The organism is Laceyella sacchari, assembly GCF_024927925.1.
Classification (GTDB): Bacteria; Bacillota; Bacilli; order Thermoactinomycetales; family Thermoactinomycetaceae; genus Laceyella; species Laceyella sacchari.
This window is the reverse complement of the sequence record NZ_CP103866.1, coordinates 1,489,442-1,504,416: the sequence shown is the minus strand read 5'-3', so window position 1 is coordinate 1,504,416 and position 14,975 is coordinate 1,489,442. Positions and strand designations below refer to the sequence as shown.

Annotated in this window: 17 protein-coding genes; 3 read left to right on the top strand and 14 right to left on the bottom strand. The window is 50.0% G+C overall.

Features of this window, described 5'->3' with window-relative positions:
• Positions 1 to 140 precede the first annotated feature (140 nt).
• Together NYR52_RS07610 and NYR52_RS07605 are read left to right on the top strand one after the other, a co-directional pair.
• Complete coding sequence (locus NYR52_RS07610; RefSeq protein ID WP_259436619.1) at positions 141 to 296, top strand: hypothetical protein; 156 nt, start codon at positions 141 to 143, stop codon at positions 294 to 296.
• 164 nt (positions 297 to 460) lie between these two features.
• Positions 461 to 904 (top strand): hypothetical protein, encoded by a 444-nt coding sequence (locus NYR52_RS07605; RefSeq protein ID WP_022738517.1) that lies wholly within the window; start codon positions 461 to 463, stop codon positions 902 to 904.
• Positions 905 to 1,051: 147 nt separating this feature from the next.
• Here the strand turns inward: NYR52_RS07605 and NYR52_RS07600 are convergent, their stop codons facing one another.
• The 11 genes from NYR52_RS07600 to NYR52_RS07550 all read right to left on the bottom strand — a co-directional run bounded on the left by NYR52_RS07600 (position 1,052) and on the right by NYR52_RS07550 (position 11,203).
• Positions 1,052 to 2,062, bottom strand: coding sequence for an ADP-ribosylglycohydrolase family protein (locus NYR52_RS07600; RefSeq protein ID WP_259436618.1), 1,011 nt, complete (start codon positions 2,060 to 2,062; stop codon positions 1,052 to 1,054).
• A gap of 150 nt (positions 2,063 to 2,212) precedes the next feature.
• Positions 2,213 to 2,581, bottom strand: a complete 369-nt coding sequence (locus tag NYR52_RS07595; RefSeq protein ID WP_132220229.1) for a YhjD family protein — start codon at positions 2,579 to 2,581, stop codon at positions 2,213 to 2,215.
• Between the two features lie 680 nt (positions 2,582 to 3,261).
• Positions 3,262 to 4,302: a reverse transcriptase domain-containing protein gene (locus NYR52_RS07590; RefSeq protein WP_158283235.1), complete on the bottom strand. Its 1,041-nt coding sequence runs from the start codon at positions 4,300 to 4,302 to the stop codon at positions 3,262 to 3,264.
• 193 nt (positions 4,303 to 4,495) lie between these two features.
• Positions 4,496 to 5,422 carry a biotin--[acetyl-CoA-carboxylase] ligase gene (locus NYR52_RS07585; RefSeq protein ID WP_054096581.1) on the bottom strand — a complete coding sequence of 309 codons (927 nt, stop codon included), beginning with the start codon at positions 5,420 to 5,422 and terminating at the stop codon, positions 4,496 to 4,498.
• Positions 5,423 to 5,459: 37 nt separating this feature from the next.
• Complete coding sequence (locus tag NYR52_RS07580) at positions 5,460 to 6,686, bottom strand: CCA tRNA nucleotidyltransferase (RefSeq protein ID WP_132220226.1); 1,227 nt, start codon at positions 6,684 to 6,686, stop codon at positions 5,460 to 5,462.
• A 33-nt stretch (positions 6,687 to 6,719) separates the two neighbouring features.
• Positions 6,720 to 7,838, bottom strand: a complete 1,119-nt coding sequence (gene bshA, locus NYR52_RS07575) for an N-acetyl-alpha-D-glucosaminyl L-malate synthase BshA (RefSeq protein WP_054096534.1) — start codon at positions 7,836 to 7,838, stop codon at positions 6,720 to 6,722.
• A 25-nt stretch (positions 7,839 to 7,863) separates the two neighbouring features.
• Positions 7,864 to 8,565, bottom strand: coding sequence for a bacillithiol biosynthesis deacetylase BshB1 (gene bshB1, locus NYR52_RS07570; protein ID WP_259436617.1), 702 nt, complete (start codon positions 8,563 to 8,565; stop codon positions 7,864 to 7,866).
• A 22-nt stretch (positions 8,566 to 8,587) separates the two neighbouring features.
• Positions 8,588 to 8,992, bottom strand: a complete 405-nt coding sequence (locus tag NYR52_RS07565) for a methylglyoxal synthase (protein WP_259436616.1) — start codon at positions 8,990 to 8,992, stop codon at positions 8,588 to 8,590.
• Between the two features lie 26 nt (positions 8,993 to 9,018).
• On the bottom strand, positions 9,019 to 10,011 hold the full coding sequence (locus tag NYR52_RS07560) for a 1-aminocyclopropane-1-carboxylate deaminase/D-cysteine desulfhydrase (RefSeq protein ID WP_054096531.1): 993 nt from the start codon (positions 10,009 to 10,011) through the stop codon (positions 9,019 to 9,021).
• Positions 10,012 to 10,028: 17 nt separating this feature from the next.
• Positions 10,029 to 10,832, bottom strand: coding sequence for a 4-hydroxy-tetrahydrodipicolinate reductase (gene dapB / locus NYR52_RS07555; protein WP_259436615.1), 804 nt, complete (start codon positions 10,830 to 10,832; stop codon positions 10,029 to 10,031).
• Positions 10,833 to 10,864: 32 nt separating this feature from the next.
• The gene (locus tag NYR52_RS07550; protein WP_054096529.1) at positions 10,865 to 11,203 is read right to left on the bottom strand and encodes a nucleotide pyrophosphohydrolase; all 339 of its coding nucleotides are present in this window, start codon (positions 11,201 to 11,203) and stop codon (positions 10,865 to 10,867) included.
• Between the two features lie 460 nt (positions 11,204 to 11,663).
• On the opposite strand from NYR52_RS07550, the gene NYR52_RS07545 reads away from it, so the two are divergent.
• On the top strand, positions 11,664 to 12,521 hold the full coding sequence (locus NYR52_RS07545; protein WP_054096528.1) for a YitT family protein: 858 nt from the start codon (positions 11,664 to 11,666) through the stop codon (positions 12,519 to 12,521).
• A 20-nt stretch (positions 12,522 to 12,541) separates the two neighbouring features.
• On the opposite strand, the gene NYR52_RS07540 is transcribed toward NYR52_RS07545, so the two are convergent.
• From NYR52_RS07540 to NYR52_RS07530, 3 genes are all read right to left on the bottom strand, one after another.
• Positions 12,542 to 13,339 carry a sporulation protein YpjB gene (locus NYR52_RS07540; RefSeq protein WP_259436614.1) on the bottom strand — a complete coding sequence of 266 codons (798 nt, stop codon included), beginning with the start codon at positions 13,337 to 13,339 and terminating at the stop codon, positions 12,542 to 12,544.
• Positions 13,340 to 13,464: 125 nt separating this feature from the next.
• Complete coding sequence (locus NYR52_RS07535) at positions 13,465 to 14,115, bottom strand: DUF1405 domain-containing protein (protein WP_246026846.1); 651 nt, start codon at positions 14,113 to 14,115, stop codon at positions 13,465 to 13,467.
• A gap of 65 nt (positions 14,116 to 14,180) precedes the next feature.
• Positions 14,181 to 14,972, bottom strand: a complete 792-nt coding sequence (locus NYR52_RS07530) for a menaquinol-cytochrome c reductase cytochrome b/c subunit (RefSeq protein WP_022738495.1) — start codon at positions 14,970 to 14,972, stop codon at positions 14,181 to 14,183.
• Positions 14,973 to 14,975: the final 3 nt, after the last annotated feature.

Genomic DNA, 14,975 nt, shown 5'->3' with positions numbered 1-14,975 from the left:
ATTCATCCCTGAAAAATCTATTATTTTCATTAGAATAAAAGGATTGAAAGACAATTACACAAAAAGCAGGTTACCCATTCGGCATCATATTTTAAAAAATTTATCATTTTTCTGCGATTTAAGGAGGAATTCGCTTCAATTTGTTGAAAAACAAAAATGACCGAGAGGAGGTGACCATTTATGATTCGCAAATTGCACTCTGGCGAACCGCCTCAAGCTTAATTCTTCGCCGCGAAACAAAAAGTGGCCGCAGCAACAAGCAAGATGATTCATTTTTCCAAAATAAAAATAATTAAAATCCTGCGGCTACTCCTTACACGGCAAAGTGATGAGTCTCATCAATCAAGCCCTTCGATTCGATTTGGTTGGGGGGCTTTTTTCTTGATGGCGCCAAAGAAAAAAACATCTAAAGAGATGCCAATCAGAGGCGGTACTTCATATCGAGGAGGGTGTCTGCACGATGGAGTTGGTTGAAAAGCAATTGTACAGGGTTTTTAGCCATTCCCAATCTTTGCTTGGACAAGAAGGGTTGTACTGCATGGCGTCCGATGCGGAAAGAGCACGCCACTATTTTATTGAGCAATCCATTACTGCCGAATTAAAACAAAATCGGAGTTACTATCTCACCCGCTTCAATGAAGCTGCCGATTTTGTGTTTGCGGAGGTATTCGTAAAGCAAACTCCGAGCAAGGAAAATCAACCAACAACCACCTGTCAGTTATGTGAAATGAAAGTGAAAGAATGGTTTCATCCGCATGAAGAATGGGCCCTGCTCTATCTGAAATACCAACGCGGCGAAGTCGTTTCTTTACCTGAAGAGATGGTCAGGTTTATCGTAAAACGGGACATCTTACATGCGGATGCGGTATACATAGAAAAAGTGGATTTCGTCGAAATAGATTAACCATGAATTTATCGCGACCCGCTACCGGTCGCGGTCTTTGTCTGGAATCGTCAACCAGGTAAAAAACCTCTTAAACCAGCGAAGCCCCCGATGAAGCGCGAATAAGAATACGGCCTTGTTTGGCAATGCCTTTTGCCTTACTGATCCTTATTTCCGGCACGAAAATGTCTTTTCGAAATCGGTCAATTCCGCTTCCTGCTTTAAAAACGAGGCCGGCGTTTCCGGTCGAACCTGAGTGACCAAGGCGTCGGCATAGGCTTCGATCCGCATCTGATCATAAAATTTCTCCTTCGGGATCCACGCATCCCCAACCCGTGCTCCCAAGACGGCGCCCGCTATCGCCGCCACCGTGTCAGTATCAAATCCCTCCCGAATGATCGACAGTAGCACCTCGGTCGGTTCAAGATCGTCGCGACAAGACATGAGCAGGGCGTGTAACCCTCCGAGCAAGACAAAACCTTGGTTGGGATGAGCTCTTGTAAACCCTTCTTTCAACTGGGGGCGGGCCCAATCGGACAAACGGCGTCGCATCGCTTCCACCGGCATGTCGATCCATGTGCAAGCCTGAACCATTGCTTCACGAATGGCTGATGAGTTCACCTCATCGATTCGCCAACCTTGTTTGGACATCTCCTGCAATCGCTCTTCCCCTTGCCGGGCAAGCTCCGGTAAAGCGGCAAACCCCGCAGCCCTCGCATCGCGGTGCGTAGCCAGGCTGGATTCGAGCGCGACTTGCCATAAGAGATCAGCCTGTTCAGGCTGGCAATACAAAGCACCCAACGGTCCAATACGCATAGCGGCTCCCATTCCGGCTGATGGGCTACCCGCATGTTCCCCCCTCTCCCCTTTGCGCATGCGATGCAACGCCTCCGTAAAAAATCGGCCAACTCCTCGCCATGCACCCTGTTTCATTCCTTGAACAAGTATGCTTTTCCAAGCGTCCCGGTTCCAGCCTCCTGCAGCCAGACAAAACTGCACCAAGGCCATCGCTTGTTGTGTATCATCTGAGTGCAAGCCGTGTGGACGCAAGCGGCGCCGTTTTTTTTCAGCGATCTTGTCGACGGGGTACGCTGTTGGTAACTCGCTATATTGACCATAAACTTCTTCGATCTCCCACTGCGCCATCCCTCGACAAGGCATCCCAGTACATCTCCCCATGCCAATCCCAATATCACTCCGCGCTTCTTATTTTTCATTTGTTTTATCTCCTTCTCATGTTGTCTTTGCGCTTTATCCTCAATCTGAATATACCAATTTTAACGAAGATCATCGCCAATCATAAAAAACGCCATGCGCCGGCACGCACCGTCACATGGTCTCCTCTCGCTTTAACTTCATATAGCCCTTCAACATCTCCCCGCACTCAACCCGCATGAACTCATTCAAATACTTCACCTGATAACGATATCCCTTGTATTTATACTCTACCAACCGCTCACCAGCCAATTGCACCGTTTGGATGATTTCTCCCTGAGATTGCCGGAAATAATTCCGAATCTCCGCCATATCACGCAAACATTGATCCATGATCTGCTCCAGCTGGTATTGGTATATCTCCCCCATCTTTAGGTGACCCATTTGCTTTTTGTCCCGTTCCAACACACCCAGCAACACTTCCAAATGTGCGTACCGCTTCAATTCCACTTCAAACGTTAGTTGATCTTCATCATACAGCATTGGCATTTCCCCTTTGCATCATATCGGTCGGCCCCGCATTATCGCCCTCTCGGACTTAAATCACGCAACCATCTCCCTTTCATAAGCATATACTCCAACCCCAATCCTTACACGAACATGCCGAAAAAGCCCCTTATGAAAACGGGCTTCTCTATCTTGGGTAAACAGCATCGCTATGTAGGTTGGGCATTCCGCCGGGCCCTGCTAAGGGGCACACCATAACAATAGATTATTATAAGTCTATTCTTTTTTTAAACAGCGTTTCGGCCCATCTCAATACACAAAGCCGACCCCTTTCCAAGGAGGTCGGCTTTTGCCGGCTGATTGTGCTATCTCTGTTTTTTTCCAAACAGGATGGTGAGATCAAATGTCATCTTTCCGATTGTAAATATACCTTGTATCCATTTGTGTTCCTCGTTCGGGTTCCCTAAGGCTCGCTTGCATTATTTTTTAGATTTGGACATAAAAAGCACCCCAATCGGTGAATGAAAAAGGCACAGACAAATAAACCCAACCTCGTCACACATTTAAAGCGGTTGAGTTTCAGTGACTGAGCCTCACATTACCGAAAATGAATGCAGTGGAGCATGACAAAACTACCTCGCTGATCAATATAAGCATCTTATTCTTTTACGTAAATAGTAGCCCTTGAATTAAAAGCGTTATCTTGCATTAAGCTACTAGGGATTGTGCGCCTTGACTTCAGGATTGATCCAGACAGAACTGGCATGCTTATTACTCTTAGGAACCAAGCTGTTGCTGTGAGTTATGGTTGCTCCAGTAAACACCCGACTTGTCAATCGTCGCGCACAAAAAATCCACCGTTCTTTTCCGTCTTTGGTAGACATTTTTCGCGCTTTGAAATGACGCTTCAAATAGTCGAAGGAAACATGGGGATAATCTCCTTTGCGCCGATCATCTTTGCAGTAGACGATTTTTGTTTTGGTCGGATTGGGTTGCAAACGATAGCGTGATAGTCGCCGGTTTATGCTTGCCAATAGCCGCTTGGCCTCGTTTTCACTTTTGCAATGACAAAGAATGTCATCAACAAAACGCCCGAAAGGAATATGTGGATAGTTGGTCTGCATCCATTCGTCAAACGCATGATAGAGGTACAGGTCGGCCAACAGATGGCTAATAACCGCTCCCGGGGAGACTCCCGCACTTTTGAATAAAACACCCCGGTTGTTTTTTTGCGGATTTTTCAACCACCGTTCGATATAGAGCGACACCCACTTTTGATCTGTGTATTTTTGAATCATTGGCAACAGCTTGGCGTGATCTATCGAATAGAAAAAATCTTTGATGTCCAGGCACAATACCCAATCATGTTGCAGGCACCGTTTGCTGGCCGCTTCCACCGCATCTGCGGCGCTTTTTCCGTTTCTGTTAAACAGATTGTCATGGAAGATGGTCGACACTCTCGGCTCCAGATGATTGATCACCACATATTGGGCGATTTGATCGGTCACAGTAGGAATGCCTAATATTCTCCAACCGCCTCCAGGCTTATGAATAGAGATTCTCCGTAAGGGGGTGGGGACATAATCACCTGACGCAAGCCGTTTCCATAATCGGGTCAAATTTCCTTCCAAATCGGCTTCAAATTGCCGAATCGTTTGCCCGTCGATTCCGACCGATTTGGTCTTGCGAGCTCTTTCGTACGCATGGCGAACCGCTTCTTTCGTGATCCGGAATTTGGTTTTTCCGCTTTGACTCAACGGGTGTCCTCCTTTCACCCAGCATCTCACATACCCGAAAAATTGAAATATACCACAATTTACGCCATAACGCTCGCGTTTGCTTGTGCGGCCGGAAGAAATGGGCAAACTCTATGGCAAAAGGCATAAAAAAACGCCAGCCGGCAACATTCACTTTTACCAACTAGCGTCTTTTTTCCTCCCTTTTTCTCGTTCACTCATTCACCCGCCACTCGATCTCAGCCGAATAGACGGGTACCACGCCTTGTTGTGTCCGCAACAGCAACGCCCCTTGTTCATTCAATTCTTGGGCGATGCCGGTCAACGTTCCCTGCGTGGTACGGGCAGTGATCTGTTTCCCCAGCATTCCTGCTCTTTCTTGCCATGCTTTTCGAATCGGGCCGAATCCTTGACGCAAATACATTTGGTACCTGCGTTCCAACTCGTACAATATCCCCGCTGCCAAAGATGCGCGATGTACTGGACGGTCACACTCATGCATCAAAGAGGTCCCCACATGCTTGAGCCAATCGGGCCAGTCGTCGGTTTTCACGTTGACATTGATCCCCATCCCCATGATCACATAATGGATTTGATCTTGTTCACCGCGCAATTCCGTTAATATACCGCACACTTTCTTACCGTGGATGAGCAAATCGTTAGGCCACTTAATCTTCACAGGCAATCCCGTCGACTCAGCCAGCGCCGCCTGCACGGCAACTGAAGCAAGCAATGTCAAGTGTGGTGCATGGCTCAATGGAATGGGCGGGCGCAGGATCATGCTCATCCAAATCCCTGTGCCTGGAGGAGAGTGCCAAGCGCGCCCCAATCTGCCGCGCCCCTGCAACTGCTCTTCGGCGATAACCACTGCCCCTTCCGGAGCGCCTTCCCTCGCCCATTGGTGCGCCACGATTTGCGTGGATTCCGTTTGCGCCAGATACTTTATCTCACGTCCAAACACGTCCGTCTGCAAATGCGGATATATTTCTTCAGGAGCCATCCGATCCGGCCGATGTACCAATCGGTAACCGTGGCGCGGACGTGCTTCAATCTCATAGCCTTCTTGTCTCAATTCTTCAATGTGTTTCCAAATCGCCGCCCGGCTAACGCCCACTTTTCGGCTGATTTCCTCACCCGACATAAAAACGGCGTCGTTTGCAATCAAGACGCGGATCAATTCATTGCGTATACTTTGCCCCAAATTGACACCCTTCCTTCAACAATGCTTCTCTTTCATTTGGAATCCGTTGCAACGCCGCTTGTTCTGCAAGGTAAGCCAACGTGCGACCCACCCACGGCCCTGCTTGGCGGCCTGTCTGGCGAATCAGATCCGTCCCGGAAACGGCCAATTCCCGCGTGTGTTTGACTGGCATCGCCCGCCACCACGCTGCCAACTTCATCTCATCTGGATCTTCCGGCCGCCTTAACTCCAGCAAGCAAGCCAATTGCCCCGCTCGCTGAAGCGCATCAAGGCCAAAGCGATATAAACGGCGTTTCCATTCCTCATCCGTTTGCCGCTGCCAAGTCAATCCCAACTGCATGCAAGCGCTGATCGCTTCTTTGTCCCGAGTGGCCAACTTCAGCTGATTCAATCTCGCCGCCAGACCGGCCATGTCTGTTTTGCACAGTGACAGCAGGTAACTCCAGCGGACAATCCTGTCCCGCACCCAGTCAAACCTTTCCAGCCTTTCTATGGCAAGCTGGCGCCCGTCTGCCCACTGGCAAAACGGGGGGAGATGGGCAAAAAGTCCAGTGTCAGCCAGAATCTCCAACCCAGCGGATGGAGCCATTGCCTTCCACATTTTTTCCAGCTCAGACACCACCCGTTCGACAGATAAAAACCGGCATTCCCGTTTCAGCTGGACCATCGCCTGTCTTGCTTCTGCATCGAGAGAAAACCCGAACTGCGCCACAAACCGCGCGGCCCGCAACATTCTGAGCGCATCTTCTTGAAACCGCTCCATGGGATCTCCAACGGCTCGTATCACTTTCGCTTCCAAATCAGACATTCCCGAAAAATAATCAATCAATTCTCCGTGCCGATCTTGGGCCATGGCATTAACCGTGAAATCGCGCCGAGCCAGATCGAGCTTCAAAGAAGATACAAAAGCGACTTGGCTTGGACGCCGCCGATCCTCATACTCCCCTTCGATGCGAAACGTCGTCACTTCGATCGGCAAGTCGTTATGCACGACCGTAACGGTGCCATGTTGCAAGCCGGTAGGCGCCGTTCGCGGGAATATCGCTTGCACCTGCTCCGGCCGCGCCTCTGTCGCTACATCATAATCTTGCGGCTGACGTCCCATCAGCTCATCTCTGACGCAACCACCCACAAGGTACGCGGCAAACCCCGCTTGCTCTAGCTTCTCCATCACCCACAACGCCGCTTGTTTGCGCTCATCCATCTCATTTCCTCCGTCCAAAACCTCTCTGACGAATTAGCGGGACAACACCTTCGCATATAACTGTTCATATTGATCCGCAATTTTCAAGCCACAAAACTCCTGTTTAACACGGTCCAAACCCGCTTGCGAAAAATTTTGGTGCAACGCATCGTCTCTGAGCAACATCAACGCGTATTGAGCCATCTCTTCAATCGCGCCGACTGGCGCCAGAAAGCCGTTTTGCCCATGTGTCACCACTTCAGGGATACCCCCGGCGTTGGAGGCGATCGTAGGCACACCACAAGCCATTGCTTCCAGCGCAACCAAGCCAAAGCTCTCTTTTTCGGACGGCAACAGCAGCAAATCGGCCAATGAAATCAATTGGGCCACTTCATCCTGTTTGCCTAGGAAAACCACTTTATCATCTAGGCCTAGCTCCTGCACCCGCTGGATCACTTTGGGCATTTCCGGCCCTTCCCCTACAAGGAACAACCGTGCAGGAATTTCGCTTGCCACCCGATGGAAGATTGAAATCACGTCCAACGGGCGTTTCACTGCCCGGAAATTGGATATATGTAATAACAGTTTTTCCGTTTTTTCACAGCAACGATCCCGCAACGGTTCCACATCGCGAGGGTAATACACACGGGTGTCAACGAAATTATAGATCCGTTCGATTTCCTTGTTCACACAAAACAACTCTTCTGTCTGTCTAACCAGATCGTCTGACACCGCCGTCACAGCATCGCTGTTCTGAATTCCGAAACGAATCACATCGCGCAATGAGGGATCTTCTCCCAACACCGTGATGTCTGTCCCGTGCAAAGTCGTCACCACTTTGAGATGGTCGCCCACCATCTGTTTCGCCAGCACAGCAGCAATCGCGTGCGGCACCGCATAGTGAACATGCAAAAGATCCAACTGGTACTCTTTGGCCACTTGCGCCATTCGGCTGGCAAGGGACAAATCATACGGCGGATATTTGAAGACTGCGTAGCGGTGCGCCTCCACTCCGTGATAACGGATATTTTGATGAAACCGCCCCAAACGGAACGGCATGTCATAAGTGATGAAATGGATGTCATGGCCTCTTTCAGCCAACAATTTCCCCAATTCGGTGGCCACAACCCCCGATCCTCCATGTGAAGGATAACATGTAATCCCAATGCGCATTTGGCATCCTCCCGCTCTTCTCGCTTTATGCCTCAATCAATGATGTTTTTTTCAATGGCGTCGGGCTTTTTAACGCTTCCCCATAGAGCGAACCGATCTGGTGGCCCCATAACTGGTCACGGCCGCGCACCATTGCTAAATACGTTGGGCTGTTTAGCGGGGTGCCCACTTCTCCCTCTTTCGGGTTAAATTGGCTTTGATAAGCCAAAATCGATTCCATTTTCTGTTCGTAAACATCACTGATATCCACAATCACATCAGCTGGATGGACATCATTGATGAAATAATAATACAATTGATGAACACGATGGGCTTCTTCGTCCCCAGGTGTCTTTTTTTTGCGAATCCCCGCGTCAAAAACAGCCTCTTTCACCATGCGGCTACATGCCACATGATCTGGATGCCGATCTTCAAAATATGGGGCCAAAACCACCTTGGGCTTATACTGGCGAATCACTTGTGTCATCTTGTCGATCTGCTCTCTTCCGCCCAAGCCGCGGTCGGGAAAAGCCAAATCGATCACTTGCCCGACCCCTAAGATGGCGGCAGCCCGCTTCGCTTCCATGCGTCGCCGTTCCACGGTCCCGTTTGAAGACAGCTCCGCTTCGGTCAGATTGCAAATGGCGACGCGGTAGCCCTGTTTCACATGTTTGGCCAAAATGCCACCCGCTCCGATTTCTACATCATCGGGATGTGCACCAAACGCCAAAATATCTACGGTATTCATCTATGTTCCCTCTCCTCTCCCATTACCGGGTTGGATTGACCAGCTCGCGCCACGACAGCTCGCCTTCTTTGACGGCCCGAATCATGATTTCCGCCGTCGCTAGATTCGTAGCTACTGGAATATTTTGGACATCGGCCAATCTCAACAAAGCCAATATGTCCGGCTCATGCGGTTGCGCGGCCAGCGGATCGCGGAAAAAGACGATCAGATCCATGCGGTTTTCTGCTACCAACGCTCCGATTTGTTGATCCCCACCCAGCGGCCCAGATAAAAAGCGATGCACCTGAAGTGACGTCGCCTCCGCAATGCGCTTGCCGGTTGTTCCGGTAGCAAAGAGGCAGTGGGGCTTAAGCAACTCTTCATAAGCGATAGCGAATTGCACCATTTGCTCTTTTTTTGCATCATGCGCAATTAAAGCGATATTCATTGGGCTCCCCCTTTTCAATGATGACGTCACATACGCGCCAAGGATGATGCATGCGTAAACAAGGCGGGCGTGCCACCTGTATGCCAAAATAATACCCGTTTTGATTTATCGGCTGTTTTCGCCAATTGGTCGAGCATTCCCGCCAACGCCTTTCCTGTGTATATCGGATCGACCAAAATCCCTTCCGCGCGGGCCAACTTCCGAATCGCTTCATTCCCCGCCGGTGAGGGCGAGCCGTATTTGCGACCAATGTATTGATCGAACAGCGCGTCGGCCGGCGCCAATCCAGAAGCTGCCGGATGGTTGATCTCTTTACACAGCTGGCGCATGAAACGGTTCACCTCTTGCTCCGTCTGCTCTCGCTCTTGCCAGACACTGATCCCGCGGAAACGGGTGGGGGTTTGGGTCAGGTTTCGCCCGACAGCAAGCCCGGCCAACGTTCCGCCCGTCCCCACCGCCACATAGATTTCATCAAACGGTGGCAATTTCTGCTGTTGCCGTTGCCGCTCCAGCTCGTACCATGCGGTGACATAGCCGTAGTCTCCTCTTCCGGTAGAGCCTCCCACGGGAATGATAAACGGCTTTCTGCCCAAACGCTCTGCCGCAAACGCTTTTTCCCGCATCACCGCAAGCAAGCCATCTGAACCGTACGCCCCAGTCGCAAACAATTTCGCGCCGAGCAATTGATCCAACAACAAATTCCCCTGCACATCGCCTAAGCGGTTACCCGCAAAGCACAACCAAGTTTCCAAGCCAGCTTTGTTAGCGGCTGCCACTGTGAGGCGGGCGTGATTCGACTGGGGGCTTCCCCCCGTAATCACCAAATCACATCCTTCATCCAATGCTTGTCCCAGCAAATACTCCAACTTGCGCAGTTTGTTGCCGCCGAATGCCAATTCCGTCATATCATCCCGTTTGATCCACAGGCTGGCTACCCCCAGTTCCGCCCCCAGATTGGCTAGCGGCATCAACGGGGTATCTCCGCTCAGCAACGGATACCTTGGAAACGCGTTTTTCATTGGATCCCCGCTCTCCTCTAAGCGAAATCAATCACATTTTCCAAACCGTACACGAGCCGGTCTTGATCCATCACTTTTTCAACCGCTAATTTCACACCTGGCATAAATGATTCGCGATTGAAAGAATCGTGGCGGATGGTCAACAGTTGCCCTTCGCCGCCAAACAGCACCTCTTGGTGCGCGATCAACCCTGGCAAACGCACGCTGTGAACGCGAAAGCCCTGAGTCAACCCTCCACGCGCACCGTGCAGCAGTTCTTTCTCTTCTGGGTGCCCCTGTTTGATCTCGGTTCGCGTCTCACTGATCATCTCGGCCGTCTTCATTGCCGTGCCTGAAGGAGCATCTAATTTCTGATCATGGTGGTATTCCACAATTTCGACATGAGGCAAGTATTTGGCCGCCTGCCGGGCAAACACCATCATCAAAACGGCGCCCAGCGCAAAGTTAGGCGCGATGATCGCCCCTACACCTTTTTCCGCACACAGCTCGGATAGCTCTTGTACTTCAGCTTCCGACAATCCGCTTGTGCCCACCACCGGCCGCACACCTTTGCTGATCGCCAACACCATATGTTCTTTCACTGCGTGGGGAGTGGTGAAATCGACCCACACATCTGCTTCATGCTTTTCCAGTGCTTCTTGCGCCGTCGCATAAAACGGGGCCCCAATCGGATTGAAACCCAATGCTTCACCGACGTCTTGTCCAGCGTATGTGCGCGAAACGCCAGCAACCAACTCCAAATGATCGTATTGTCGCATCATTTTTATTACCTCTTGCCCCATGCGCCCACTGGCGCCGGCAACGATGACTCGAATACCCATGGTGTCATTTCTCCTCTTCTCTGTTGTCTCCATTATTTTCCTTCCTGATCAATCCGTGTCCAACGATTCGCATCACGCGTGCGATATTTTTCCATCACCCCATCAAAGGCCTTCTCCAAGTCGATATTGAGCGAATTGGCAAAACAGGTGACGATAAACATAATGTCGCCCAGCTCACTTTCGAGGCTGTTTTCTTCTTCGCCGGGCTTTTTTGGTTTTTCCCCATAGCGATGATTCACTTCACGGGCTAATTCCCCCACTTCTTCCGTCATCCGCGCCAGCATAGACAACGGCTGAAAATAGCCCTCTTTAAACTGGCTGATATACGCGTCTACTTCTTGTTGCATCTCTTTCAATGTTTTTTCCGCCATGTTCTTATACCTCCAACCACACTGGCAATATCGCATTCACTTCGTTTGGACAGCCAACGGATGTTCGGTTGCGGGCCATCTTCATGGTCAAGACCCTGCGGTGACCTGCCTGATCTCTCTAATCATTCCATAAATCGCTCACAGCCGCCACCCCAAAACCAACCCTTGCCATTACAAACCGATGGTTATCGATACCACTTATTTATTTATAGTAACCATGCCGTAGCCAATAAACAAGCAGTTAATCAAAAAACCCCCATTCAGGGAAAATAAAGCTTGTCCAAATACAGCCTAAAGCTATGTTTTCGTCCGGCGCTTCTTGACTGCGCTTCAAGAAGATACGCCGCCACGTTAAAATCATAACACATTAGCGCTTTTCTCCATGTTTCCCTCATTGATGTCACAAAATAGGACATGTATAATATAGCGGGATTAAATGATAAACAAAGAGGCGGTTAAGATGAAATTTACGGGGATTGAACATGCTAGGAACATCTTTTTGATTTTTTTGGGAGCTTTCATTTTTTCTGTGGGGATCAATTATTTCGCCATTCCCAGCCAATTGGCCGAGGGGGGATTCACCGGGATAAGCTTGTTGCTGTACTACGCCTTCGGATGGTCGCCCGGTATGGTCATTCTGGTGTTAAATATTCCGCTTTTGTTCATCGGGTACCGCGTGCTTGGCAAGCGGACATTCTTTTATACGTTGGTCGGAATTGGCGCCTCATCCTTGATGTTGGAGCTGACCGTACCCATTGTCAAACTGTGGGGTGCACCTCCCAAAGACCTGCTCTTGTGCGCATTGTATACAGGCGTCTTGGTAGGAGCTGGACTCGGTATCATCTTTCGAGTCGGCGGCACGACCGGTGGTGTAGACATTATTGCGCGGATCGTGCAAAAATATTTTGGCTGGAGCATCGGCCGAACCATGTTTTTGTTTGACTTTGCTGTCATTGCCAGCTCCGTTTTTTTGATCGGCTTGGATATGGCCATGTATACTTTGGTTACCGTCTTTATCGGCGCACAGGTGGTAGACTTTGTGGTGGAGGGCTTGAACGCTTCTAAAGCGGCCACCATCATCACCAACCATCCGCAAGCACTCGCCCGCACCATCACGCAAAAAATGAATCGCGGCGTCACCATCTTAAACGGCAAAGGGGGATACACCGGCCACGAAAAAGAAGTCTTATATGTGGTTGTCGGCCCAAATGAACTGCCAAAGTTAAAAGATACGGTGACCCAACACGACCCTTATGCATTTGTCGTAGTGCACGACGCCAAAGATGTGTTGGGTGAAGGATTCACATACGGAAAGTGACCCCTGGCTGGCAGAACCGTTTACGTTGGTGCTGGATTGGATTCGGCCCGATAACGGAGCCAAGCGACATAAGCTAATACGGTGACGATCATCAGCGCCAGCCAATAGGTAAGCGAAATCGCTTCCCCTTCCTTCCACCGATGGACTGTCGCCATCACATCCCGCTCGGTACCATAAAACAGCGGATAAAGCAACTGTTCAAACTGCCCCAGCGCAACGGCCAAACGATCCAGCTGCTTTTCCTTACGCATATAAGCGATCAAGGAGTCCATTTTATGCACAACAAAAGGACTCTTCGCCACGAGCAGCGCGGGGCGGACGAGTTGCGCCTTCTGATGCAACGCTTCGATTGCTTGGCGGGCGCGTTGCCGGTCTTTGCGTCCAATGGCTTGCTTCGCTGTGGCCACCTCTTCTTTCATCGGCAGATAAAAACGTTGCCACAACGGTTGATTGGGATGGGACAGAGCATCAAAAGCCAGGTGCATCCGTTCAGCCGCCTGGGAAAGTTCCTTCCGATTCGGTCGAATTTGATTTAAGCCCCATTCCAATTCCATCAATACTCCACTCAAGTTGTGTACTGCTTCCAGCGACAGGTTTTCCGCCAGCCAATCTGCTTGGGAAAAACGCCTTGCCAACACCCCTAAATCCTCACGTGCTTCCAGCCATTGTGCTGATTCCACTTCCCGTTCGATTTTCCCCGCCAACTGGGTCCATTCTTCCCTTTCCTGCTCCACCCCTTCCGCCTGCACGACGGCGGGATGGACGATCAGCCACAGCAGAATCATCGCCAGGCCCTTACCCATCCACCGCAAATGCACCTTGAAGACACACTCCTCCCGTTCACTAGTCTTTGGTACAAGACTATTCCCTTCAGGTATCGGAATATGTCTGTAACCCGGGAAAAAAGAAAAACCGGGCAAATTCCCGGTTTCTCGGTAAACGCTTATGAAGATCGCGGCAGGGGTAAGTCTTGCGAGCGCCATTTGCTCGGCAACATCGCAAAAATCGAAAACAACAACAACGTAGTCAAGCTAAGCAAGAGCGTGAACCAACCCACCACATGGTCAAGCGGTTCCAATGACATTGCCAGCCAAGGATGAATATCCAACCCATAGTCCAATCCGTCGTTGAGCAGCGTCCACGCGGCGACGATGAGAATCTCCCGCTGGCCATACGTGTAAAAAGGAGCGTACAGAATAGCTTGCGCGGCCATCCCCAAATGGGAAAGCACCAACATCCAATGTTGCCACGATAGGGAATCCATCATCGGACGCACATCTAGGTAAGCACCCCAAAATATCATCACCACAGCCCAAATGCCGTATTTAAACAAGGTGATCGAAGCAAAAGCCTCTAACAGCGGACTACGGCGCGAGCACAGGTACAACAACAACACAAAAGTAAAAAAAGTGCTCGCCGTCGGGCTATCGGGGACAAACAGGGTTAACACCTTGGGCTCTGTCAAAGCCAACTGCTCTTTGTACCAATAAAATCCATAAATGGACCCCAAAAAATTAACAATGAATAATATCCATAAGACGGTGCGTTTTCTGAGCATGGACAGTACATAGTGCATAGCATCAGACACTGACATGGATCCACCCACTTTTTATTATGCAAAAGCCTGGTTACATAGATGTAACCAGGCTTTGTGCTAAATTATTGTTGTTTTTGCTTCATGAGCCATTCTACAAGAATTCGCTTCTCTTCTTCACTGCCTTGGAACATGCCCGCAGGCATCGCTGTTCCTTTACCTTCATCAATGTACTTGGTGATTTCCTCAGCGGTGTGACGGTTACCTGTACCGATCAGCGTAGGACCGTTTTTCCCTTCCAGATTGTCACCGTGACATTTGATGCATGCGTTTTTCGCGTAAATTTGATATCCTTGTTCGTCTTGGGCTATTACTTTAGTATTTTGTGGTGTTTTACCGATAGCTGATTCCAATTGCAATTCGTGCTCATATTCCGCCGCCCATGTCAACGCGCAAATCGCAACAAGCGTAACCAACATGATGCCAACTGGCACCGGACGTTTGATCGGGCGACGTTCTTTCGTACCATCCAGCCATGGAGCGAGCATCAAAGCCATAAACGCAATCCCTGGCAGGATAACAGTACCAATCACTACGAATTTACCAGCAGCCCATTTGTACTTCAACAACTGGTACAAGAAGAGGAAGTACCAGTCAGGTACAGGCAAGAAACCGGTGTTCGTCGGATCCGCCAGTTCTCCCAATTCAGGTTCATGGGCCATGACCAGTGTCATAAAACCAACGAGGAAGACGGCTGCAACCATCCACTCTTTCAGAAGGAAGTCGGGAAAGAAAGCTTCCGTTCTACCAGGAAACTCTGAGTAGTCCTTGGGATACATCTTTGGACGGTCTGCACGAACGCGCGAGTCTCCCACATAGTGGACTTGTGTATGGTTTCCGTCTTGATTATGTGCCAAGTG

Coding starts and splice junctions, on each gene's coding strand:
- NYR52_RS07595 (WP_132220229.1), bottom strand. CDS start 2,581: ATGCTGTATGATGAAGATCAACTAACGTTTGAAGTGGAATTGAAGCGG.
- NYR52_RS07545 (WP_054096528.1), top strand. CDS start 11,664: ATGAAATTTACGGGGATTGAACATGCTAGGAACATCTTTTTGATTTTT.
- NYR52_RS07565 (WP_259436616.1), bottom strand. CDS start 8,992: ATGAATATCGCTTTAATTGCGCATGATGCAAAAAAAGAGCAAATGGTG.
- NYR52_RS07580 (WP_132220226.1), bottom strand. CDS start 6,686: ATGGATGAGCGCAAACAAGCGGCGTTGTGGGTGATGGAGAAGCTAGAG.
- bshA (WP_054096534.1), bottom strand. CDS start 7,838: ATGCGCATTGGGATTACATGTTATCCTTCACATGGAGGATCGGGGGTT.
- NYR52_RS07600 (WP_259436618.1), bottom strand. CDS start 2,062: ATGGGGAGATGTACTGGGATGCCTTGTCGAGGGATGGCGCAGTGGGAG.
- dapB (WP_259436615.1), bottom strand. CDS start 10,832: ATGGGTATTCGAGTCATCGTTGCCGGCGCCAGTGGGCGCATGGGGCAA.
- NYR52_RS07535 (WP_246026846.1), bottom strand. CDS start 14,115: ATGTCAGTGTCTGATGCTATGCACTATGTACTGTCCATGCTCAGAAAA.
- bshB1 (WP_259436617.1), bottom strand. CDS start 8,565: ATGAATACCGTAGATATTTTGGCGTTTGGTGCACATCCCGATGATGTA.
- NYR52_RS07550 (WP_054096529.1), bottom strand. CDS start 11,203: ATGGCGGAAAAAACATTGAAAGAGATGCAACAAGAAGTAGACGCGTAT.
- NYR52_RS07605 (WP_022738517.1), top strand. CDS start 461: ATGGAGTTGGTTGAAAAGCAATTGTACAGGGTTTTTAGCCATTCCCAA.
- NYR52_RS07560 (WP_054096531.1), bottom strand. CDS start 10,011: ATGAAAAACGCGTTTCCAAGGTATCCGTTGCTGAGCGGAGATACCCCG.
- NYR52_RS07585 (WP_054096581.1), bottom strand. CDS start 5,422: ATGTCGGGTGAGGAAATCAGCCGAAAAGTGGGCGTTAGCCGGGCGGCG.